The following is a 22,117-nucleotide window of genomic DNA, read 5'->3' on the forward strand; positions in this document are numbered from 1 at the left end:
CGCACCCTCCCCCGGCGCGCAACCGATCGGCGCCCTTTACGTTGTAGATTTCTCCGCGGGCTCCCGGACGGCCAGGCGGGACAGGACCGGCGGCAGCACGCCCTCGTACACGACCGTCAGCCGCCGCGTCGCCCGCGTCACCGCCACGTACAGGTCCTGGCCGCCCAACGGCGACTGCCCCAGGATGCCCGCCGGGTCCACCACCACGACCGCGTCGAACTCCAGCCCCTTGGACTGACCCACCGTCAGCACCACCACCGGCGCGTCCAGGTCACCCTCGGGGAACACGCCCGACACCCGCGCGTGCAACGCGTCCGGCGTCACCACGCCCACCCGGCCCTCCCCCGCCGCAGCGCCGATCTCGGCCAGCTCCGCCGCCACCAGCTCCGGCAGCCCCACCGCCCACTGCGCCGCCGCCAGGCGCACCGCCCGGGGCTCGGCCTCACCCTCACGCACCGACACCGGCGGAACCTGCTCCGGCGCGAACGCCGCCAGCACGTCGGCGGCCACCCGCATGATCTCCACCGGCGTGCGGTAATTGACCTCCAGCCGCTCCACCCGCCAACGCCCCTCCACATACGGGTCCAGCACCTCGCCCCACGAGCGCGCCCCCGCCGCCGACCCCGTCTGGGCCAGATCGCCCACCACCGTCAGCGACCTGGCAGGCACCCGGCGCATCACCATCCGCCAGGCCATCGGCGACAGCTCCTGCGCCTCGTCCACGATCACGTGACCATAGGCCCAGCCGCGATCGGCCACCGCCCGGTCGGCCGTGGTCAGCTCGGCGCCGCCGTCGGCATGCCGCCCGGCCAGCACGTCGGCCCGCTCGAAGACGCCCGCCTCGGCCACGCCCGTCGACACGAGCACCTCCGACGCGTACAGCTCCTGCTCGGCCTGCTCCGCCCCCGCCAGCCGGGCCGCCACCCGCCGCGCCGAGTCGTCCTCGCCCAGCAACTCGGCCGCCTCGTCCAGCAGCGGCACGTCGCTCACCGTCCACTCCGCCCCCGGCGAACGGACCAGCTCCCGCCACTCCAGCCCGGACGGCGCCGCCGCCGCCGCCAGCTCCTCCGGGGACGCCAGCAACCCGGCCACGAACCGCTGCGGCGTCAGCTCCGGCCACAGCCCGTCCACCGCCCGCCGCACCACCGGCTCCTCCCACAGCCGGCGCGAGGCCAGCTCGAGGTCCAGCTCGTCCAGATCGCCCTCCAGGCCCAGCGGCTCACTCAGCTCCGGCTCACCCTCGACCTGCAGGTCCTCGATGTGCAACGACTCCTCCAGCGCCCGCGCCTCGGCCCTGGCCAGCTCTTTCAGCAGCTCGGTGACATAAAGCTTGCGCGCCATGTTGTGCGGCAGCCGCACCGCCCGCGCCCGCTCACGCAACCGCGCGCACGTCTCGTGCGGCACCCGCGCCCGCAGCCCGCCCAGCTCCACCACCAGCTCGCCCTCCGGCACCCGCTGACGCCCGCGCAGCGCCTCGGCCAGCAGCCCGGCCATCCGCACGTCGCCCTTGACCACCGCCGCCGCCGGAGCCTCCGCCGCCCGCGCCCGCACCCCCGGGAACATCTCCCCGACCGTGGTCATCACCACCTGCGTCTCCCCCAGCGCCGGCAGCACCTGGCCGATGTAGCGCAGGAACATCGGATTGGGCCCCACCACCAGCACCCCGCGCCGCTCCAGCGTGTCGCGGTGGGTGTAGAGCAGGTACGCCGCCCGGTGCAGCGCCGCCACCGTCTTGCCGGTGCCCGGCCCGCCCTGCACCACCAGCGCCCCCTGCCACGAGGCCCGGATCACCCGGTCCTGCTCGCTCTGGATGGTGGCCACCACGTCGCCCATCCGGCCCGTACGCCCCCGGCGCAACGCCGCCAGCAGCGCCGCCTCGCCCACCAGCGTGCGCCGGTCCCCCTCGCTCATCCCCTCCAGGTCGAACACCTCGTCGTCGATGCCGACCACCACCCGGTCCCTCAGGTGCAGATGCCGCCGTCGCAGCAGCCCGCCCGGATCGGCCGCCGTGGCCACGTAGAACGGCCGCGCCGCCGGAGCCCGCCAGTCGATCAGCACCGACTCGTGCTCCTCGTCGCGCAGCCCGATCCGCCCGATGTAGGTGCGCTGCCCCGCGCCCGCGTCGAGCCGGCCGAAGCACAGGCCGCGCTCGACCGCGTTCAACTGCGCCAGCCGCCGCGCCTGCTCCGACGCCAGCGCCTCACGTTCGACCATCGCCTGGCGCGAGCCCGTGCCGCCCCTGGCGTACACCTCGCGCAACGCCACCCGCGCCCGCTCCCTCGCGATGTCGAGGCGGTCGTACAGCCAGGACACAGTGCGCTGCTCGGCGTCAAGGGCTTGCGCGAGACCATCTTGACGATTAGTCATTCGCTGGTATACTCCTAACGGGAAGTGTGTGAAAGCTTGATGTGATGGATGTTCGAGCTTAACTCCGCGCCCCCTCGCGCGCAAACGTTTCCTCGCGCGCCCACTCTCCGGCCGCTCCTCGCACCCGCGCCACGGCCTCGCCGCGATCGGGGCCCGCCAGCCCCTGCTCCCGCCGGGCGGAGGCCGGGTGCTAGCTTGACCGTCCATGTCGAACTACCTGCGGGAGCTGTTCTCCCTCCACGGCCGGCGCGCGCTCGTGACCGGCGGCAGCTCCGGCATCGGGTACGCCATGGCCGAGGCCATCGGACGCGCCGGAGCTGAGGTCGTGATCGTGGCCCGCAGGGAGAGCGAACTGGACAAGGCCACCACCCGGCTGCGCGAGAACGGCGTCACCGCCTCCTGGATCAGCGCCGACCTCGGCGAGCGCGACGACGTCCAGCGCGTCTGCGACGACTCCGGCGACATCGACATCCTCGTCAACGACGCCGCCAACAACATCCGCAAACCCATGGCCGACCTCACCCTCGACGACTACGAGCACACCCTCGCCGTCAACCTCACCGCCCCCTACCTGCTCGGCCGGCACCACGGGCCGAAAATGGCCGGGCGCGGCTGGGGACGCATCATCAACGTCGGCTCCCAGCAGTCGATCAGCGCCTTCGGCAACAGCGGCGTCTACGGGGCCGCCAAGGCCGCGCTCGCCGGGCTGACCCGCTCCCAGGCCGAGGCGTGGTCGGCCGCCGGGGTGTGCGTCAACACGATCATCCCCGGCTTCGTGCTCACCCCGCTCACCGAGCCCGCCCAGGCCGTGCCCGGCCGCGTCGAGGAACTGGCCGCCCGCCACATGACAGGCCGCAACGGACTGCCCGGGGACTTCGCGGGCGCGGCCGTCTTCCTCGCCGGCGACGCCTGCGCCTTCGTCACCGGCCAGATGCTCTTCGTCGACGGCGGCTTCTCCGTGCACTGACCTCGGGGCACTGACCTCGGGGCGCGCACCGGCCCCGCGCCTTTACGTTGTAGATCACTCGCGCCGGAAGTGCCGCACGCCCACCCCCTCGTGCCAGGACTCAATCACGAGCTCGTCGCCGTCGACCCTGGTCCACGCGACCTCGCGCACCTCGATCCGGAACAGGTGCGAGCCGTTGCCGGGCAGTTGGAACGCAGCCAGCACCGCCTCGTCGGTGACCTCCACCGCCCGGCCCGCCAGCTTCAGATCGCCCTCCCACGCGGACGGGTCGGACGCCTCGGGGTCGCGGGAGGTCACGTGGATCGCCATGCGCGGGTCGCGCCGCAGGTCGGCGGCCTTGACCGCGCGCGCCATCGACCCCGTCCACAGCTCCCCGTCACGGAAGCTCGTCTCGACCCCGCTCACTCGGGGCGAACCGTCCTTGCGCAGCGTCGCCAGGACCTTGTGGGTGTAGGCGTCCATCAGCCGCCGCGCGACCTTCGCCAGGTCGGGCGCCTGCCGCTCGAACTCTTCCCAAGAAGCCATGCCGCCATCATGCACTCCGCCACCGACGAAATCGCCGCGGCGGCGCTCGTGACAGTGCCCGTGAACAGTGCCCGTGAACAGCGTTCGTGACAGCGTTCGTGACCGCCGGTTTACCGACGTCAGCGCACCTCTCGACGGTCGGCGGCGCATCGGCGCCCGCCCATGGGGCAGGTGCCCGCCAGGTGGGCGCGCGGTGGGCGCGTGGCGCACCGCCGGGCACCGGCCGCCGAGGTCCCGCGCGGCCGGTGGGCGGAGGTTACGCTGGCCCCGCGGCGCCCACGGCACCCGTGGGGCGGGTGAGGGGGACGCGATGATACGCACCTGGCTGAGCGAGCGCTTCGGGCTGGAGGTCCCGCTGGTCGCGGCCCCGATGGCGGGGGTCGGCGACGGGCGGCTGGCGGCGGCCGTCTCCGCGGCGGGGGCGCTCGGCATGTTCGGGCCGCCTCCCACCGCCACCGCCGCGTGGATCGCCCAGCAGGCCGGTGTCGCCGCGGCGGGCGGGCGGCCGTACGGGATCGGGCTGATGGCCTGGGCGCTGCGCGACAACCCCGCCCAGCTCGACGCGGTGCTCGAGGCCCGGCCCGCCCTGGTGTCGGTGAGCTTCGGCGACTTCGCCCCCTACGTCGAGCCGCTGCGCCGCGCCGGGATCACCGTCGCCGTCCAGGCGGGCACCACCCAGGAGGCCCGCCAGGCCGAACGCGCCGGCGCGGACGTCGTGGTCGCCCGCGGCGGCGAGGGCGGCGGGCACGGCCGCGACGAGGTGGCCACGCTGCCGCTGCTGCAGGGCGTGCTGGCCGCGGTGAACGTCCCGGTGCTGGCCGCGGGCGGGCTGGGCGGCGCCCGCGGGCTGGCCGCCGTGCTCGCGGCGGGCGCGGAGGGCGGCTGGGCGGGCACGGCGTTCCTGGGCTGCGCCGAGACCACGCTGCCGCAGGCGGCGCGGCGGCGGGTCCTGGCCGCCGACGAGACGGACACCGCCTACGGCCGGGTCTTCGACGTCGCCCAGCGCCTGGCCTGGCCGCCGGAGTTCGGCGGGCGGGCGCTGCGCAACCCCTTCCTCGAACGCTGGCGCGGCCACGAGGAGGAACTGGCCGCGGACGAGACGGCGCGGGCCGAGCTGGCCGCCGCCCGGGAGGCGGGCGACTTCGACACCGCCTACGTCTACGCCGGTCAGGCGGTGGGCCTGGTGGAACGCGAGCGCACGGCGGCCGACGTGGTGGCCGAGTTCGCCGGGGCGGGCAAGCTGCTGAGCCGCTTCGGCCCGGGAACGTGACGCCGCCGCCTCGGGGACGTGAGGCCCCCACCTCGGGGACGTGAGGCCGCCGTCGAGCACCGGGACGTGACGCCGCCCCTCCACGCCGAGACGTGACGCCGCCCCTCCACGCCGGGAAATGCCGCCGCTTCTCCACGCCGCCCTTCCACGCCGGGAGATCCCGCCGCTTCTCCACGCCGCTCCTCCACACCAGGAGGTGCCACCCCACGCCGGGAAATGCCACCAGGACATTGCCGCCGGGACGTGCCGCGGGCTCAGCGCAGGCGGTGGTCCAGGGCGGGGGTGAGGTCGGCGCTGGTCAGGATCAGGGCGACGACGAAGTCGACCAGGTGCTCGCGGCCGGTCTCCACGTCGCCACGGAACCAGGCGGCCAGCAGCTCCCACAGGCCGCCCACGACGGTCAGCGCGGTCAGCTCCAGATCCTCGTCACCGAGCGGCGGCTCGTCGAACACCTCGTGGACCTGCGCGATGAAGATGCCCGCCAGCTCGCCGGTGATCCCGCGCCGCCGCTCCTGGAGCAGCGGGCTGGCGGGGAACTCGTGGGCCAGGATCCGGGCCCGGCGCGGGTCGGCGGCCAGGAAGTCGACCAGGGCGCCCACCACGGCCCTGGTCCGCGCCCGCGGGCGGAGCGGGGCCGCCCGCGCCACGGCCTCGATCATCTCGGTGGCCTGCGCGGCCTGGTCGTCGACGACGGCCAGCAGCAGCGTGTCGAGGTCGGCGAAGCTCTCGTAGAAGTAGCGGTCGTTCAGCCCGGCGCGGGCGCACACCCCCCGTACGGTGGCCGCCGACCACCCCTGCGTGCCCAGCACGTCGAGCCCGGCCGCCAGCAGCGCGGCCCGGCGCCGGGCCCGGCGCTGCTCGGCGGGCACTCCCCGGTAGGGGCGCACCGGAGGTCGATGGGGCGTCACAGCACCCGATTCTGCCCCAGCCCTTGATCGAACAGACCTCACGGCCCCCCGATTTCCCCGTCCCCCTTGACGGGCCCGGCAATTCTGGTGATGGTGAACGCCAAGTTTGCGCATCACGAGCCCCCCGTGCGGAGAGGCGTGGATCATGACCACGGAGCAGCCCGTGCACCTCACCCCGGCCGACATCGACTTCGGCGACCTGCGCTTCTGGGCCCGGCCCCCGGCCGAGCGCGCGCGGGCGTTCGCGATGTTGCACGCCGAGCCGCACCCGAGGCTCTTCCGCCTGCCCAAGATCCCCTTCCTGCGCCCCGACCCCGGGGCCTGGGCCCTGGTACGCCACGCCGACGTGGCCGAGGCCAGCCGCCACCCCGAGGTGTTCAGCAGCGAGCCCAGCGCCACCAGCCCGACCGACCTGCCCCGGTGGATGGACGGCTACTTCAACTCCCTCATCGACATGGACGACCCGCGACACGCCAAGATCCGCCGCATCGTCTCGCGCGCGTTCACCCCCAAGACGCTGGCCAAGGCCGAGCAGGACGTCGGCCGCCGCGCCGCCCGCATCGTGGACGAGCTGATCGAGCACGGCCCCGGCGACTTCGTCACCCAGGTGGCGATGCGGCTGCCGGTCGAGGTGATCTGCGACATGCTCGGCATCCCGCCCGAGGAGCACGCCCGCGTCGTACGCCTGACCAACGTCGTCATCGGCTACACCGACCCCGAGTACGTCGGCTCCCCCGTCGACTACACCGGCGGCGGGGCCAGGGTCGGCCGCCTGCGGACGGCCCGCCTGCTCGGCACCGTGACGACGGCGGGCTGGCGGCTGCACCGGCTGGCCGCCCAACTGGGCAGGCAGCGCCGCGCCGCCCCGACGGGCGACCTGACCTCCGCCCTGGTCAACGCCAACGTCGACGGGGAACGGCTGACCCCGCGCGAGTTCGGCGCGTTCTTCCTGCTGCTGGTGGTGGCCGGGAACGAGACCACCCGCACCGCGATCGCGCACGGGCTGAAGCTGTTCACCGACCACCCCGGCCAGCGGGAGCTGCTGCTGTCGGACTTCGACGGCCGCATCGGCGGCGCGGTCGAGGAGATCGTCCGCCACAGCTCGCCCGTCATGTTCATGCGCCGCAACCTCACCCGCGACTACGAGCTGAACGGCCACCGCTTCCTGGCCGGCGACCGGGTCACCCTCTGGTACGCCGCCGCCAACCGGGACGAGAGCGTCTTCGCCGACCCGGACGCGTTCGACATCACCCGCTCCCCCAACCCGCATCTCGGCTTCGGCGGGCCGGGGCCGCACTTCTGCCTGGGCGCCAACCTGGCCCGGAGGGAGATCGCGGTGATGTTCCGGGAGTTGTTCACCCGGGTGCCCGACATCAGGGCCGGGGAGCCGCAGCGGCTGCTGTCGAGCTTCATGAACGGCTACAAGCGGCTGCCCTGCACGTTCGGGCGAGACGGCTGAGCGGCGGGCCGCCGGGGACCGTCATCGCGCCCGCCGAGGACGGCGGCGCGGGGACGGGGGCCGGGAGGCGGAGGCGGGCGTGGGATACTGCGGAGATGGCGCGGATCGTCTTCATCGGGGTCGGTGACGTGGAGCTGACGCGCCGCGTGGTCTCCGCCCTCGTGCTCGCCCCCACGCTGCGCGGCGAGCTGGAGATCGTGCTGCACGACGACGACCCCGGCAGGCTCGCCACCGCCGAGACGCTCGTGCGCGCGCTGGACGCCGAGGCGGGCGCGCACGCGAAGGTCCGGGGCGTCTTCGACCGGCGGCAGGCTCTCAAGGGCGCCGACTTCGTGGTCAGCCACCTCGACGTGGGCGGGTTCGAGGCCACCCTGCGCGACTTCGAGATCCCCCACCGCTACGGGCTGCGCCAGACCATCGGCGACACCATCGGCATCGGCGGCGTCTTCCGCGGCCTGCGCACGATCCCCGTGCTGGTCGAGCTGGCCGCCGAGATGGCCGGCGCGTGCCCCGACGCGTGGCTGCTGAGCTGCACCGACCCGATGGCCATGACGGGATGGGCGGTCCACGAGGCGACCGGGTTCGAGCGGTTCGCGGGGTTGTGCCACTCGGTGTGCGACACGCACGCGTACCTGGCCGACCTGGTGGGGCGCGACGAGGACGAGGTGAGCTTCCTCAGCGCCGGGCTCAACCACCAGTCGTTCGTGCTGCGCTTCGAGGCCGGCGGCCGTTCGCTCTACCCCGAGCTGGACGCGGTGATCGAGGCCGATCCGCAGCTCAGGCGGCACGTGCGCGCCGACCTCTACCGCAGGTTCGGCTACTACCCCACCCAGTCGAGCGAGCACGCCGCCGAGTACGTCCCGTGGATCATGCGCCACCCCGAGGAGACCAGCAGGCTGGGCGTGCCGGTCGAGGACCTGCGCCGCGTCGGCAAGAGCCTGCACCTGTACGAGGAGACGCGCCGCGCGCTGTCCGCCGGCCATCCGCTGCTCATCCGGTGGCAGCACCAGGAGCCCGCCGCGTCGGCGATCCTGGCCATGCTGACCGGCGAGGAGAAGGAGATCTACGTCAACGTGGCCAACCGCGGCCTGATCGCCAACCTGCCCGAGGGATGCTGCGTGGAGGTGCCCGCCATGGTCGGCGCCGGCGGGGTGCGTCCGCGGCCGGTCGGCGACCTGCCCGTCCAGCTCGCCGCGCTCAACCGGACGTTCCTCAACGTGGTCGAGCTGACCGTGCGGGCGGCGCTCGACGGCGAGCGGGCGCACATCCACCACGCGGCGATGCTCGACCCGAACACCGCCGCCACGCTGCCGCTGCCCGCGATCGAGGCGCTCTGCGACGAGCTGATCGAGGCGCACGGCGACCTGCTGCCGCCGGCGGTCCGCGCATGATGGAGTCGATGCCGACCGAGGTGCGCCGCGAGCGCATGCTGGCCCTGCTGACCGAGCAGGAGTTCGCGCGGGTCGCGGAGCTGGCCGAGGCGTTCGGGGTGTCGAGCGTGACCGTCCGCGCCGACCTCGACGCGCTGGAGGAGCAGGGCAAGGTCCGCCGGGTGCGCGGCGGCGCCGTGGCGGCCGGGCCCGCGCCGCGCGTCGAGCCGTCGTTCGAGCTGTCGCTGGGCACGGCGGCGGTGGAGAAGTCGCTCATCGCCAAGGTCGCGGCGCGGCTGGTCGGGCCGGGCGAGAGCGTGCTCATGGGCGCGGGCACGACGACGTCCTACGTGGCCAGGGAGCTGGTGGCGCGGCCCGATCTGAGCGAGGTGACGGTGTTCACCAACGGGCTGCGCACGGCGCTGGAGCTGGAGCCGGCGCTGCCTCGCATCTCGGTCGTGGTGACCGGCGGCAGCCTGCGCCGCCAGCAGCACTCGCTGGTCGACCCGCTGGGCGGCAAGCTGCTGGAGGGCATCCGCGCCCACACCGCCATCCTCGGCTGCGGCGGGGTCGACGCGGCGGCCGGGGTGACCAACGTGAGCCTGCCCGACGCGGAGATGAAGCAGCGCATGCTGCGGGCGGCGGCCAGGAGGATCCTGGTCGCCGACGCGTCCAAGCTGGGGGTGGTGGAGATGGCGCCGATCTGCCCGGTCGGGGAGATCGACCTGCTGATCACGGGCGAGTCGGCCGACCCCGAGTGCCTGGCCGCCCTGCGCGACAAGGGCCTGGAGGTCGAGATCGCCCGCTGACCCCGCCCCCGCCTCAAGCGTGGCGCAGGGCCTCCGGCAGGAGGTCGCCGTGGGCGCGGGTCAGGTCGTCGGCCATGCGCCAGATGTCCTCGAGCGGCAGCGAGGCCGCCGTGTTCGGGTCGACCATCAGGGCGTGCCTGACGTGGCGGGGGTCGCCTTCGAGCGCGGCACGTACAGTCAGCTCATTGACGTTGACATAAGCCCTGTTCAGAGCCGCGCACTGCGGGGGCAGCGCGCCGATCGCGGTCGGCCGGACGCCGGTCGCGTCCACCGCGCAGGGCACCTCCACGACGCAGCCGTGCGGCAGGTTCGAGATGAGCCCGTCGTTGACGACGTTGCCGTAGACGACGCGGGGCGTGCCGGTGACGATGCTGTGGATGATCTGCGGGGCGTACTCGTCGGTGCCGGCGATGTCCAGCTCGCCGCCGTTCCGTACGAGGTCGCGGGTGCGGCGGTACTCGGCCAGGTTGTCCTCGCTGATGCGCACGTACTCGCCCACGGGGATGCGCAGCCGGTCGATCTCGCGGTCGTGACGCATCAGCCAGGGCACGTACTCGGCCGAGTGCTCGCTGGTCTCCGTCGGGTAGTAGCCCAGCCGCCGGTACAGGTCGATGCGCACGCGCCGCCGCAGCTCGGGGTCGTCGACGTCGAGGCGCGGGTAGAGGTCCTCGCCGTCGCGTTCGAAGCGCAGGACCCACGCCTGGTGGTTGACTCCTGCCGCCACGTAGGAGACCTCCTCGTACGGCACCGACACCAGCTCGGCCAGCCCTCGCATCGTCCAGTAGACCGAGTGGCACAGGCCCACCACGTTCCTGACCTTGCCCGACAGGTACCAGACGTTCATCGCCATGGGGTTGGTGTAGTTGAGCAGCAGCGCGTCGGGGCAGACGGCGGAGATGTCCGCCGCCAGCGCGTCGAGCAGCGGGAACGTGCGCAGCGCCCGGAACACGCCGCCTGCGCCGATGGTGTCGGCGATCGTCTGCCGCAGCCCGTACCTGGCGGGGATCTCGAAGTCGGTGACGGTGGCGTCGTGGCCGCCGACCTGCACCATGTTGATCACGAAGTCGGCGCCGTCGAGCGCCTCGCGCCGGTCGAGGTGGGAGGTGACGACGGCGGCGTGGCCCGTGATGCGGCGGGCGACCGCCTCGGCGACCCGCAGGCGTTCGGGGTCGATGTCGTGCAGCGCGATGCGCAGGCCGCGCAGTTCGGGGAAGGCGACCAGGTCGGCGAGCAGGCCCTGGGTGAAGACCACGCTTCCCGCCCCGACGAACACGATCTTCTTCATGAGGTTGCTTCCTCCCAGGTGGGCTGGGCCGCGGTGCCCCCCGCGGCGCGGGTGGACAGAGTGCCGCAGGCGACGGCCACGGCCATGGCGCGCCGCAGCGGCAGGCCGCGCAGCAGCGCGGCGAGCAGTCCGGCGTTGAAGCTGTCCCCGGCTCCGACGGCGTCGACGACGGTGGCGGGGCGGGCGGGCGTCTCGACGAGCGCGCCGTCGGCGAAGGCGAGCGCGCCGCGCTCGCCGCGTTTGACGACGGGGAGCGTGCCGTGGGCGGCCAGCTCCCGCACGGCCTGTTCGAGCCCGCCGTCGGGCGATCCGTCCCCCGGCGCGGCCTGCCCCCGCTCGGGGGCGGCTGTGAGGGCGCGGGCGATGGACAGGGCCTCGGCCTCGTTCGGCAGGAGCACGTCGGTGAGCGGCAGCACCTCCGCCAGCCCGGCCCAGCGGCCGGCCGGGTCGTCGTTGGTGTCGAGCGAGGTGGACGCGCCCGCCGCCCTGGCCAGCCCGAACAGCCCGGCCAGCCCGGCGGCCAGCACCGGCTGCAGGAAGTACGACGAGACGTGGACGTGCGCGGCCCGCTCGATCAGCGCCGGCGGAACGTCGTCCGCGGCGAGCCGGTCGAGGCAGCCGGGCGCGGTGAGGATGGCCCGGTCGTCGCCGTCCACCAGCACCACGGTCATGGCGGTGGGCACGTCGGCGCCGACGACGCAGGCGGAGACGTCCACCCCGCCGGAGCGCAGGGCGTCCAGGACGAAGGCCCCGGCGGGGTCGTCCCCCACCCGCCCGACGAACGCGGTGCGCAGGCCCAGGCGGGCGGCGCCGTACGCGGTGATCGCGCCGGAGCCGCCGAGCACCAGGCCCGCCGCGGGGACGAGCTGCTCGCGCTGGCCGAACTCGGGATGGCGAGGCGCACCCGTCACGATCACGTCGGGGTTGGCGTCGCCGACGACGAGAAGGTCGAAGGTCGTTCTGGACACCACGGCACAGTCCCAGGAGTTGTGAAGACTTGTCAACCCTTGCGATTTTTCGAAGGTATTGACAAGTCTTCGAAAGTAACCATGATGGGCTCCAACATTCCGGGAGGAGCATCCACAGTGCGAAGAAGAACCGCGGTGGCCCTGGCCGCGGCGATCATCCTGGCGGCCGCGGGCTGCGGGGGATCGGCGCACGAGGGCGCCAAGACGGTGGACCCGCAGGCGAAGGTGAAGCTCACCTGGTGGACGGGCCAGACCGCAGACGCTCAGAAGATCCTCGAGGGCCTGGCGGCCACGTTCACCCGGCAACACCCCAACGTGACGATCGGCCTCTCCACGGGGGCGCCCACGGCCGACGACCTGCTGCAGAAGCTGTCCGCGGGCTTCGCCAGCGGCGTCTATCCCGACATCTCCTACTCCTACGGAAGCTGGGCGTCGCAGCTCCAGGAGTCGGGCAAGACCCTCGACCTCACCGAGAAGGTCGAGGACCCGGCCGTGAAGTGGGCGGAGTTCCCGGCCTCGGCGCGCACCACCGCGACACCGAACGGCCAGGTCATCGGCTTCCCCGCGCTCGTGGACAACCTCGCGCTGCTGTACAACAAGTCGGTCTTCGACGCCAGGAAGGTGCCGTACCCGACCGACGAGTGGACCTGGGACGACTTCAGGGCCGCGGCCAAGAGGCTCACCGACCCGGCGGAGAAGATCTACGGGACCGCGTACCCGGTGAGCGCCTCGGAGGACACCACCTGGCGCTTCTGGCCGCTGCTGTGGCAGCGCGGCGGCTCGATCCTGTCGCAGGACGGGACGAAGCCCGCGTTCAACTCCCAGGCGGGCGTGGACGCGCTGGAGTTCCTGCGGGCCATGGCGGTGGACGACAAGAGCGTCTACCTCGACCAGACCGACGAACGCTACGCGCCGCTGTTCGCCGACGGCCGGATCGGCATGATCATCTCCGGCCCGTGGACGCTGTACGACCCCCTGAAGCTCAAGAAGACCGACTACGGCGTGGCCCTCCTGCCCGGCACGAACGGCGACCACCAGACGGTCTCCGGGCCCGACCTGTGGACGCTGCTCGACAACGGCGACGCCAACCGGGCCTACTGGTCGTTCGAGCTGATGAAGTGGCTCACCTCGGCCGAGGGCGACGCCCAGTGGAACCTGCGCCAGGGCAACCTGCCCCTGCGCGCGTCGGAGACGTCCCTGCCCGAGTACAAGAAGTACATCGACGAGTACCCGGGCGCGGACAAGCTGGTGGCCAACCTGGCCAACGCCAAGCAGGCCAGGCCCACGGTCAGCGGCTACGTGGAGCTGTCCAGGTTCGTCGGCGAGGGCATCGCCAAGGCGCTGCAGGGCGCGGCCACGCCCAAGCAGGCGCTGGACGAGGCGGCGGCCAAGTCGGCCACGGCGCTGGCCGGAGGCTGAGCATGACGCTGCTGTTCGCCGGGCGCCGCCCGGCCGCCCCGCCCGCCACGGCGGCGTCCGGCCGGCTGCGGTGGTGGAGCCGTACGCTGACCGGCTGGGGCTTCGCCGGCCCGGCCACCGCCCTCGTGGTCGGCCTGTCGATCTTCCCGGCGGTGTGGGCGTTCCTCATCTCCCGCCAGAAGTGGAACGGCATCGCCCCCGCCAAGCCCGTCGGCTGGCTGAACTACCAGCTCATGGCCCAGGATCCGGACCTGATCGCGGCGGTGCGGCACACGCTGGTGTTCACGGTGCTGTTCGTGCCGTCGTCGATCTTCCTCGGGATGCTCGTCGCGGTCGCGCTGAACCGGCCGATCAAGCTGGTCGGCTTCTACCGGACGTGCATCTTCATCCCGTTCGTCGCCTCGGCGGCGGCCACCGGCATCCTGGCGAGCTTCGTCTTCAACCCCCAGTACGGCGCCGCCAACAGCGTGCTGCGCGTCCTCGGCCTGCCGCAGCAGCAGTTCCTGGAGAGCCAGTCGCAGGCGCTCACGGTGATCTGCCTGATCGCGCTCTGGGGGCAGGTCGGCTTCACCGTGGTCGTCTACCTCGCCGCCCTCCAGGACATCCCCAAGGACGTGGTCGAGGCCGCCCGCATGGACGGCGCCGGCCGATGGCAGGTGTTCCGGCACGTCACGCTGCCCCAGCTCGGCCCCGTCACCGTCTTCACCTCCATCTGGCAGACGATCACCGCCCTGCAGCTCTTCGACCTGGTCTTCACCACCACCAGGGGCGGGCCGCTGGGCGCGACCCAGACCGTCGTCTACTACGTCTACACCCAGGCGTTCAAGCTCACCCGCTTCGGCTACGGCTCGGCCGTCGCCTACGGGCTGTTCGCCGTCACCCTGCTCATCACCGTCGCGATGATCCTCCACTCCCGGCGCGGCAAGATCGGGGCCTTCTGATGAGACGCCTGCCGTTCAGCCCGTGGCACCTGCTGCTGATGCCGCTGGCGCTGCTGTTCGCGCTGCCGCTGGTGCAGATGGTGCTCACCGCGTTCATGCCGGACGGCGACATCAACCGCTTCCCGCCCCGGTTCCTCCCGAGCCGGCTGCAGCTCGACGGGTTCGTCGGCCTGTTCAGCGAGTCGTCGGCGCTGCGCTGGCTGGCGAACACGGTGATCGTGGCCGCGATCGCGGTCGGCTCGCACCTGGTGCTGTGCTCCATGGCCGGGTACGGCTTCGCCCGGCTGAAGTTCTTCGGCAAACAGGCCGGATTCCTGGTCATCCTGGCCACGATCATGATCCCGACCCAGCTCCTGATGATCCCCACGTACGTGATGTTCAGCCGGCTCGGCCTCGTCGACACCCTGGCGGCGGCGTTCGTGCCGTGGCTGGCGTCGGCGTTCGGGATCTTCCTCATGCGGCAGTTCTTCCTGTCGCTGCCGGGCGAGCTGGAGGACGCGGCCCGCATCGACGGCTGCACGGCGTTCGGCGTGTTCTGGCGGGTGGTGCTGCCGCTGGCCAGGCCCGCGCTGGCCACGCTCACCGTGTTCACGCTGCTGGGCTCGTGGAACGACCTGATCTGGCCGCTCATCGCGATCAGCGACGACAGCCTGTACACGATCCAGCTCGGCCTGGCCACCTTCCAGGGCACCAGGCACACGCAGTGGTCGCTGCTCATGGCGGGCAACGTGGTGGCCACACTGCCGCTGATCATCGGCTTCGTGGCGGCGCAGCGGCAGTTCGTGGCGACGATGACGTTCACGGGCCTCAAGGGCTGAACGGGCCTCAAGGGCCGGACGGCCCTCCTGCTCGGGGGCAGGAGGGCACGCCCACCGCGTCGGCTCAGGCCCGCGCGGCGGGGTCGCCCAGCGCCACCGGCGCGGGCCGCTCGCAGGTGCTCTCCACGTCGACCGCCCGTCCGGCGTGCGCGGCGGCCAGCAGGGACTCCATGACGTCGAGCACGTGGTACGCCAGCGTCCCGCCCGCCCGGGGCTCCGGCGCCGACAGGAAGTCGATCAGCCCCACGCCGCGCCCCGCGTCGCCGTGACCGGCCGACACCGGCAGCTCCAGCGCGCCCTCCGCACCCAGCCGCGACAGCAGCACCGGCCCGTCGAAGCGGTTGGGGTCGGGGACGACGAGCGAGCCCCGCTCCCCGTGCACCTCGAGGTGCGGGGCCCGGGTCGCCACCCCGTCGAAGCTCATCACCAGCGTGGACAGCACGCCCGACTCGTGCACGAGCACGCCCGTGACGTGGGTGTCGACGGTGACGGGCACCTCTTCCCCCTGGCGCGGGCCCGAGCCGATCACGCGGGTGGCCCGCGTCCTGGCCGCCGCGCCGACGACCGTGCCGACCGGGCCCAGCATGGTCACCAGGCTGCTGAGGTAGTAGGGGCCCATGTCGAGCAGGGGGCCGCCGCCCGGCGCGTAGTAGAAGCCGGGGTCGGGATGCCAGCGCTCGTGGCCGGGCGTCATCATCGTGGCCGTGGCGGCGACCGGCCTGCCGATGAGCCCGTCGTCGATCGCCGCCCTGGCGGTCTGGATGCCGGTGCCGAGGACGGTGTCGGGAGCGCACCCGACCCGTACGCCCGCCGCGCGGGCCGCCGCCAGCACCCGCCGCGCGTCCGCGCCGGTCGCCGCCAGCGGCTTCTCGCAGTAGACGTCCTTGCCCGCCTCGATGGCCAGCAGGGCGATCCCGGCGTGCGCGGCCGGGACGGTGAGGTTCAGCACGACCTGCACCCGCGCGTCGGCCATCAGCGCCGCCACGTCCATCACCTCGACCCCCGGGTACGGCCGCGCCGCCTCCCGCGCCCGCTCCCGGTCGAGGTCGGCCACCGCCACGAGCCGCACCTGCGGCAGCCGCTCGATGGTCCGCAGGTACTGGCCCGAGATGGCCCCGCAGCCCACGATGCCGACGTTCAGCGACTCGCCCACAACATCCCCCTCTCGATGATCGTCCGGACGCTGTCGTGCTCCAGGACGTCCAGGCTGTGGCCGGGGGTGGCGACGAAGACCCGTCCCTTGCCCCAGCGGCGGGTCCAGATCGCGGGCGAGGTCACCTCCCGGTGCCAGGGGTCCCACGGGCGGACCCGCTGGGTCGTGGTCGCCAGCACGTCGTTGTAGTCGTCGGCCAGCACCCAGTACTGCTCGGTGACGAGGTCGAAGTCGCCGATCCCCCGGGTGATGGGGTGGTGGGCCGCCTCGGGCAGCATCGTGACCGTGTACGGGACGAAGCCGTGCCGCTCGGTGCCCGCGTCGGCGTCGTCGGGGTGCTTGCCGGGGTGGCAGGCGAACTGGCCGCCGACGAGGTGCAGGTAGTCGGAGGAGGCGCGGAAGGAGTCGGCGATGCCGCCGTGCCAGCCCGCCAGCCCTGTGCCCGCCTCGACGGCCGCGCGCAGGCCCTTGACCTGGGCGGGCTCGATGACGCCCATCGTGTGGCACTGCACGACGAGGTCGACCTGGGCCATGAGGCCGGCATCGGCGTAGGGCTCGGGGCCGTCGGCCAGTCGCACGTCGAAGCCGTTCTTCTCGAGGAAGGGTACGAAGAGGTCGGTGGCCGCGACCGGGACGTGCCCCTCCCAGCCGCCCCGCACCACCAGGACCGTACGTTTGTGCTCGCCCGCCATTCATTCGCCAATCGCTCGATGGACCACGAACAGGCCGTGCGCCGCGAAACCGCACACTTCGCCAATTGTGTCCGAGTTCACCGACAATCTCCCGCCTGCCCGCCACCCGTCCCACATGACGGACGGCCAGGCGCGGGTCCCCCCCGTTCCGGCCCCAGCGGGGCTCTAGCGGGGCCTTCCAGAATGGCCGCGGCGATCACATCGGCCGATCGCCCCCGCGAGACAACGGCCCGACACAGGGAGGAACCATGTCCGACAAGCTTGGCAGGCGCCCAGGCGCAGGCAGGCGGGTGGCGCTGGCGGCGGCGGCCGGGGCGCTGACGCTGACCGCCGTCACCGGACTGGCCGGCTCGGCCAGCGGCGACACCTACGGCCCCTCTCCGGTCGGCACGTGGGCCGCCGTGGTCACGCTGCCGTCCACGGGGCAGAGCGAGCGGGTGCTGTTCGCCTTCCGTGCCGACGGCAGCCTCACCGTGAACGACGGCCGGCGGACCGGCCTCGGCTCCTGGCGGCCGACGGCGACCGGGTTCAAGTACCACTTCCGCCACTACACGGTCAACGCCCAGGGCGCGCTTGAGTGGGAGCTGCGCAACGTCACCGAGGGGCAGGTCACCTCGGCGGACGTGTTCACGGCCACGGGGACCGGCACGGCCGTGGACCCCAACGGCAACGTGCTGGGCTCGTTCCCGAACAACGTCGAGGCGAAGAGGTACAGCCTCCAGGCGCCGTGACGGCCGCATGACACCCCAAGAGGCGGCGGCACGCGATGGCGTGCCGCCCTCTCCGCGTGCGCGCGGACCGCCCTCGCGCCGCCGCACGGCCGGGATCCCGGGCGGCCTCGGCGTACCCCACCTATTTGTGGGTACTTGCCGCCGTGGCCGGGGCGGGCCCAGGCTGGGTGGTGGCGGCCGGAGGGGCCGCCCGCGACAGCCGGTGACGGGGAGGCGGGCCGAACAGTGGGTCAGGCGGACGAACGCGACTCGGCCAGCAGCTCCAGCCGCCGGTGCCCCCAGTCGGACAACGGCTCCAGCGCCCGTGACAGGTCGCGGCCGAACTCCGTCAGGGAGTATTCCGTCTTCAGCGGCCGCACGTCGTACACCTCCCGGTGGACCAGTCCGTCGCCCTCCATCTCGCGCAGCGTCTGAGTCAGCACCTTCTCGGTGAGCCCCGGCAGCAGCCGGAGCAGCTCGCCGGGACGTTGCGGCCCGGATTCCAGGTACCAGAGCAGGACCGTCTTCCACTTGCCGTCGATGACGGCGATCGCGGCGGTCACCCCGCACACGTTCGGGTCCTGGGCACGGCTGCGTGTCAACGTCATCCCATCCTTCGCCGAGAAACCATCGAGGAGTTCGCATGCCCTCGCACATCCGACAGTCTGCCGTCACCGTGCTCGGCCTGGGTCCCATGGGGCGGGCCCTGGCGGGCGCCTTCCTGGACGCGGGCCTGGCCGTCACGGTCTGGAACCGGACGCCCGGCCGGGACCTGGAGCTCGCCGGGCGCGGCGCGAGCAGCGCGCCCTCGCCCGAGGCGGCGGTCGCCGCGAGCCCGCTGACCGTGCTCTGCGTGGTGAACTACGACGCCGCCGACGCGATCGTGCGGCGCGACGCGGTCGCCGCCGCGCTCAAGGGGCGCACGCTGGTGAACCTGAGCGCCGACACCCCCGGCAGGGCCCGCGACACGGCGGCCTGGGCGGCCGGGCACGGCGTGGGCTACCTGGACGGCGCCATCATGACGCCGACCGTCACCATCGGGACGCCCGCCGCCGTGTTCCTGCACAGCGGCCCCGCCGACCTCTACGACGAGCACCGGCCCGTGCTGGAGGCGCTCGGCGGCGCCCACACCCACCTGGGCTCCGACATCGGCCGGGCGGCCTCGTACGACGTCGCCCTGCTGGACCTCTTCTGGACGGCGATGGCGGGCTACGCCCACGCGCTGGCCGTGGCGCGGGCGGAGGGCGTCAGCGCGCGGGAGCTGGCGCCGTTCGCCAAGAACATCGCCGCGATCCTGCCCGCGATCATCGAGTCCAGCGTCGCCGAGGTGGAGGCCGGGACGTTCTCCGGCGACGGCAACCCGATGACCTCCGCGGCGTCGAGCATGCGCCACATCGTGCAGGCCGCCGAGGCGCACGGCATCGACTCGGGAGTGATGCGGGCGGCCGAGGGCCTCGTGCGCCGCGCCATCGGCCGCGGGCACGGCGCCGACGGGTTCCTGCGGGTGACCGACCTGCTGAACCCCGTCTCAGCGAACGGCTGAGGGCGGCAGCGGGATCGCCGGGAACGGGTTGTCGGGCAGCAGCACGACCCGGCGCGGGTCGCCGGGCCGCCCGGCCGCGTGCAGGTGCAGCAGCGCCGAGCCGATGCCCGCCGCGCCCACCATGTAGCCGGTGTCGGCGGTGACCTCCCCGGGCCGCAGCCGCCGGTACGCCTGGTACCAGCGGTAGCCCCGGCCGTTGTGGTCGGTGGCCCGGCCGATCAGGTCGGCGGCGAGCGCGCGGGCGTAGTCGAGGTGGGCCTGGTCGCCGGTCGCCGCCCACAGGCCGACGAACAGCTCGATCACGCCCGCCGCGCCGCAGCACTGGCAGGCGACGTTCCAGTAGCCCTCGGTACGGCGGCGCGGCGCCCCGCTGCGGACGATGCCCCTGGCCAGCCGGAGCACCCACTCCAGGTCGGCCGGGTCGCCGCCCACCCGGTACAGCTCGTAGAACATCCTGGCCACGCCCGCCGAGCCGGAGCAGAAGCCGAGGTAGTGCAGGCCGCGCGCGTGCGGCACATGGTGCGGGACGACCGCGCAGGCCCCGGTCACGAGACTGACCTCGCGGACGAACGCCGCGCCGCTGCGCGCGGCCTGCAGGAACCGGTCGGCGCCGGTGACCCCGTACAGGCGGGCGAGCAGGAACGCGGTGCCGGAGGTGCCGGCCAGGAAGCCGGGCGTGACGGCGTCCACCGGCAGGTCGGCGCAGTCGCCGAAGCGGTGCCCCGGCACGGGCAGCCGGGCGATGCGCAGGCCCGCCTCGACGGCCGCCTCCTCGTACGCGGGAACGCCCAGGTGCGTGGCGGCCCGCAGCAGCCCGAGGATGATCCCGCCCTCGCCGCGCTGCGCCGGGTCGCGTGACCACCGCGGGCCCTCGTCGCCCCCCGCCTCGCGCCCGCGCCGGACGATCAGGTCGGCGATGGCGGCGGCCTCGGCCTCGAAGTTCCCGTCGCCGAGCGCCCAGCCCGCCTCCATGAGCGCGACCATGACGCCGGTGAGCCCGTGGTAGAGCGTGAGGTCGTCCTGCTCGCGCCAGGTGGCGGCGAGCCTGCGGGCCCCCGCCCTGGCGTCCTCCAGGTACGCCTCGTGGCCGGTGGCGGCGGCCAGCTCCAGGAAGAACAGGACGATGCCCGCGGCACCCGAGTAAAGTGACCAGGGCTCCGGGGTGACCGCCGACGCACCGCGCGAGTCGGGGTTGGCCCGCCACCACCGGCCGTGCTCGTCGTCGGCCCCGGCCGACCTGACCCAGCGGGCGGCCAGGATGGCGGCGGTCAGCGGGGAGTCTGCGCGGGCCGTCGCCGCGCGGATCTCGTCCAGGCTCATGACCTCATTTTCCCATAAGTTCAGTAGGAAGAGTAGGAATGTGGGGTGGAAGGGGCCCCAGCTCTTCCCGTCCGGTCAGCCCTTCCGCGTGTGCTCGTCCGGGGTGACGCCGAGGGCGCGCAGCAGCTCGGTCCGCACCTCGGCGTGCCCGGCACCGCCGCCGCGCCGCTGCTCGGTCGCGATCCTGCCGTGGTCGAGCACGAGCACGCGGTCGGCCAGCGCGATCGCCTCGTCCACGTCATGCGTCACCAGGAGCACGGCTGGGCGGTGCTGCTCGTACAGGCGGCGCAGCAGGGCGTGCATCTTGAGCCTGGTCAGCGCGTCGAGGGCGCCGAAGGGCTCGTCGGCCAGGAGCAGGCGCGGCTCGCGCACCAGGGAGCGGGCCAGCGCCACCCGCTGCTGCTCGCCCCCGGACAGCTCGTTCGGCCAGGCCCGTTCGCGCCCGGCCAGGCCGACCTCGGCCAGGCTGTCGCGGCCCTTCGCCGAGGCCCCCGACAGGCCCAGCACGACGTTGGGCAGCACCCGCTGCCAGGGCAGCAGCCGGGCGTCCTGGAAGACCACCGACACCTGGTCGGGCACCTCGACCGTGCCCTCGCCCGCCACGTCGCCGTCCAGCCCGGCCAGGGCGCGCAGCAGTGTGCTCTTGCCCGAGCCGCTGCGCCCCAGCAGCGCCGCGAACTCGCCGGGGGCCAGCTCCAGGTCCAGGCCGTCGAGCACCTTGCGGTCGCCGTAGAGGCGGGTGAGGTTCTCGACGCGGATCAGCTCGCCAGTGTCCGTCGCCACGACAGCGCCCTCCTTTCCACGAGCCGGACGGCGGCGTCGGAGAACAGGCCGAGCAGCCCGTACAGGACGATGCCGACGAGGATCACGTCGGTCTGCCCGTACGTGCGGGCCAGGTCCATCATGTAGCCGATGCCGCTGGTGGAGTTGATCAGCTCGGCCACCACCAGGAACAGCCACGCCGTGGTGACCGCGAAGCGCAGCCCGAGCAGGAACCCGGGCAGCGCCCCCGGCAGCACCACCTTCCTGATGAACGCGCCGCGCCCGAGGTCGACCGTCTCGGCCAGCTCCACGTAACGGCTGTCGATGCCGCGCAGGCCGTTGTGCGTGTGGATGTAGATGGGCACGAGCACGCCGACGGCGATGACGGTCACCTTCATGACCTCGCCGATGCCGAGCCACAGGATCAGCAGCGGCATCAGCGCGAGCGACGGGACGGCCCGCTTGATCTGGACCGGGCCGTCGATGACCGCCTCGCCCCAGCGGCTGAGCCCGGACAGCAGCGCGAGCACCGTGCCCAGCGGCACGCCGATGGCCAGGCCCAGCGCCACCCGCCGGACCGAGGTGAGGAGGTTGTCCTGCAGGCGGCCGTTCTCGATCAGCTCGCCCGCGGTGGTGACCACCGTCCACGGCGCGGACAGGAAGCGGGGGTCGAGCCAGCCGGAGGCCGAGCCGGCCGACCAGAGCGCGAGCAGCAGGAACGGGCCCAGCAGGAAGCCCAGCCTGATCGGGCGGCCCGGCGCGAGGCGGCGGCGGGCGCGTACGCGGGCGGGGGCCGAGGGCCGGGAGGCCAGCAGCGTCATCGGGGCACCG

At 73.4% G+C, this 22,117-nt stretch carries 21 protein-coding genes and 1 pseudogene; 10 read left to right on the top strand and 12 right to left on the bottom strand.

Translation table 11 applies throughout. The features are described 5' to 3' along the window. Positions 1-36 precede the first annotated feature (36 nt). Both ACZ6S0_RS47070 and ACZ6S0_RS47075 read right to left on the bottom strand, forming a co-directional pair. The gene (locus tag ACZ6S0_RS47070) at positions 37-2,304 is read right to left on the bottom strand and encodes a HelD family protein (protein WP_465926657.1); all 2,268 of its coding nucleotides are present in this window, start codon (positions 2,302-2,304) and stop codon (positions 37-39) included. Further along, positions 2,268-2,351 (bottom strand): annotated as a pseudogene (locus ACZ6S0_RS47075) (hypothetical protein); the annotation flags it as partial. The pseudogene ACZ6S0_RS47075 and the gene ACZ6S0_RS47070, both read right to left, overlap by 37 nt. Positions 2,352-2,572: 221 nt before the next feature. On the opposite strand from ACZ6S0_RS47075, the gene ACZ6S0_RS47080 reads away from it, so the two are divergent. Beyond that, complete coding sequence (locus tag ACZ6S0_RS47080) at positions 2,573-3,334, top strand: SDR family NAD(P)-dependent oxidoreductase (RefSeq protein ID WP_465926562.1); 762 nt, start codon at positions 2,573-2,575, stop codon at positions 3,332-3,334. Between the two features lie 54 nt (positions 3,335-3,388). Here ACZ6S0_RS47080 and ACZ6S0_RS47085 read toward each other — a convergent pair whose 3' ends face one another. After that, entirely contained in the window at positions 3,389-3,859 is a 471-nt protein-coding gene (locus tag ACZ6S0_RS47085) for a pyridoxamine 5'-phosphate oxidase family protein (RefSeq protein ID WP_465926564.1), read from the bottom strand. 310 nt (positions 3,860-4,169) lie between these two features. On the opposite strand from ACZ6S0_RS47085, the gene ACZ6S0_RS47090 reads away from it, so the two are divergent. Continuing rightward, positions 4,170-5,129 (top strand): NAD(P)H-dependent flavin oxidoreductase, encoded by a 960-nt coding sequence (locus ACZ6S0_RS47090; protein ID WP_465926566.1) that lies wholly within the window; start codon positions 4,170-4,172, stop codon positions 5,127-5,129. A gap of 254 nt (positions 5,130-5,383) precedes the next feature. Here ACZ6S0_RS47090 and ACZ6S0_RS47095 read toward each other — a convergent pair whose 3' ends face one another. Next, positions 5,384-6,037: a TetR/AcrR family transcriptional regulator gene (locus tag ACZ6S0_RS47095; protein ID WP_465926568.1), complete on the bottom strand. Its 654-nt coding sequence runs from the start codon at positions 6,035-6,037 to the stop codon at positions 5,384-5,386. Positions 6,038-6,182: 145 nt separating this feature from the next. Between ACZ6S0_RS47095 and ACZ6S0_RS47100 the strand changes: the two genes are divergently transcribed. The 3 genes from ACZ6S0_RS47100 to ACZ6S0_RS47110 all read left to right on the top strand — a co-directional run bounded on the left by ACZ6S0_RS47100 (position 6,183) and on the right by ACZ6S0_RS47110 (position 9,675). Further along, positions 6,183-7,496, top strand: coding sequence for a cytochrome P450 (locus ACZ6S0_RS47100; protein ID WP_465926570.1), 1,314 nt, complete (start codon positions 6,183-6,185; stop codon positions 7,494-7,496). A 95-nt stretch (positions 7,497-7,591) separates the two neighbouring features. Further along, on the top strand, positions 7,592-8,887 hold the full coding sequence (locus ACZ6S0_RS47105; protein ID WP_465926572.1) for a family 4 glycosyl hydrolase: 1,296 nt from the start codon (positions 7,592-7,594) through the stop codon (positions 8,885-8,887). Between the two features lie 8 nt (positions 8,888-8,895). After that, positions 8,896-9,675 (top strand): DeoR/GlpR family DNA-binding transcription regulator, encoded by a 780-nt coding sequence (locus tag ACZ6S0_RS47110; RefSeq protein ID WP_465926574.1) that lies wholly within the window; start codon positions 8,896-8,898, stop codon positions 9,673-9,675. 13 nt (positions 9,676-9,688) lie between these two features. Here ACZ6S0_RS47110 and melA read toward each other — a convergent pair whose 3' ends face one another. Together melA and ACZ6S0_RS47120 are read right to left on the bottom strand one after the other, a co-directional pair. Beyond that, a complete protein-coding gene (gene melA, locus ACZ6S0_RS47115; protein ID WP_465926576.1) occupies positions 9,689-10,960 on the bottom strand; it encodes an alpha-galactosidase in 1,272 nt (423 codons plus the stop codon). Next, positions 10,957-11,928, bottom strand: a complete 972-nt coding sequence (locus ACZ6S0_RS47120; RefSeq protein ID WP_465926578.1) for a carbohydrate kinase family protein — start codon at positions 11,926-11,928, stop codon at positions 10,957-10,959. Before ACZ6S0_RS47120 ends, melA begins: the two co-directional genes overlap by 4 nt. Positions 11,929-12,045: 117 nt before the next feature. On the opposite strand from ACZ6S0_RS47120, the gene ACZ6S0_RS47125 reads away from it, so the two are divergent. Genes ACZ6S0_RS47125 through ACZ6S0_RS47135 form a run of 3 tightly spaced genes read left to right on the top strand, consistent with a single transcriptional unit; the run spans position 12,046 to position 15,106 of the window. After that, a complete protein-coding gene (locus ACZ6S0_RS47125; protein WP_465926580.1) occupies positions 12,046-13,347 on the top strand; it encodes an ABC transporter substrate-binding protein in 1,302 nt (433 codons plus the stop codon). Between the two features lie 2 nt (positions 13,348-13,349). After that, entirely contained in the window at positions 13,350-14,288 is a 939-nt protein-coding gene (locus tag ACZ6S0_RS47130) for a carbohydrate ABC transporter permease (RefSeq protein ID WP_465926582.1), read from the top strand. Continuing rightward, positions 14,288-15,106, top strand: a complete 819-nt coding sequence (locus ACZ6S0_RS47135) for a carbohydrate ABC transporter permease (protein ID WP_465926585.1) — start codon at positions 14,288-14,290, stop codon at positions 15,104-15,106. Before ACZ6S0_RS47130 ends, ACZ6S0_RS47135 begins: the two co-directional genes overlap by 1 nt. Positions 15,107-15,170: 64 nt before the next feature. On the opposite strand, the gene ACZ6S0_RS47140 is transcribed toward ACZ6S0_RS47135, so the two are convergent. Then, complete coding sequence (locus ACZ6S0_RS47140) at positions 15,171-16,259, bottom strand: Gfo/Idh/MocA family protein (RefSeq protein WP_465926587.1); 1,089 nt, start codon at positions 16,257-16,259, stop codon at positions 15,171-15,173. Further along, entirely contained in the window at positions 16,244-16,951 is a 708-nt protein-coding gene (locus ACZ6S0_RS47145; RefSeq protein WP_465926589.1) for a ThuA domain-containing protein, read from the bottom strand. Before ACZ6S0_RS47145 ends, ACZ6S0_RS47140 begins: the two co-directional genes overlap by 16 nt. A 248-nt stretch (positions 16,952-17,199) precedes the next feature. On the opposite strand from ACZ6S0_RS47145, the gene ACZ6S0_RS47150 reads away from it, so the two are divergent. Beyond that, positions 17,200-17,682, top strand: a complete 483-nt coding sequence (locus ACZ6S0_RS47150; RefSeq protein WP_465926591.1) for a hypothetical protein — start codon at positions 17,200-17,202, stop codon at positions 17,680-17,682. Between the two features lie 230 nt (positions 17,683-17,912). Here the strand turns inward: ACZ6S0_RS47150 and ACZ6S0_RS47155 are convergent, their stop codons facing one another. Next, positions 17,913-18,269, bottom strand: coding sequence for a winged helix-turn-helix transcriptional regulator (locus ACZ6S0_RS47155; RefSeq protein WP_465926593.1), 357 nt, complete (start codon positions 18,267-18,269; stop codon positions 17,913-17,915). A gap of 35 nt (positions 18,270-18,304) precedes the next feature. Here ACZ6S0_RS47155 and ACZ6S0_RS47160 point away from each other — a divergent pair, with 35 nt between their 5' ends. Next, positions 18,305-19,204, top strand: coding sequence for an NAD(P)-dependent oxidoreductase (locus ACZ6S0_RS47160; RefSeq protein WP_465926595.1), 900 nt, complete (start codon positions 18,305-18,307; stop codon positions 19,202-19,204). Here ACZ6S0_RS47160 and ACZ6S0_RS47165 read toward each other — a convergent pair. From ACZ6S0_RS47165 to ACZ6S0_RS47175, 3 genes are all read right to left on the bottom strand, one after another. Further along, complete coding sequence (locus ACZ6S0_RS47165) at positions 19,190-20,524, bottom strand: lanthionine synthetase LanC family protein (protein WP_465926597.1); 1,335 nt, start codon at positions 20,522-20,524, stop codon at positions 19,190-19,192. The two genes, ACZ6S0_RS47160 and ACZ6S0_RS47165, sit on opposite strands and share 15 nt — an antisense overlap. 75 nt (positions 20,525-20,599) lie before the next feature. Then, positions 20,600-21,307, bottom strand: a complete 708-nt coding sequence (locus tag ACZ6S0_RS47170) for an ABC transporter ATP-binding protein (RefSeq protein ID WP_465926599.1) — start codon at positions 21,305-21,307, stop codon at positions 20,600-20,602. Further along, positions 21,283-22,107 carry an ABC transporter permease gene (locus ACZ6S0_RS47175; RefSeq protein ID WP_465926601.1) on the bottom strand — a complete coding sequence of 275 codons (825 nt, stop codon included), beginning with the start codon at positions 22,105-22,107 and terminating at the stop codon, positions 21,283-21,285. The genes ACZ6S0_RS47170 and ACZ6S0_RS47175 overlap by 25 nt, the downstream gene beginning before the upstream one ends. Positions 22,108-22,117 lie beyond the last annotated feature (10 nt).

The organism is Nonomuraea sp. NPDC051298 (genome assembly GCF_055586305.1).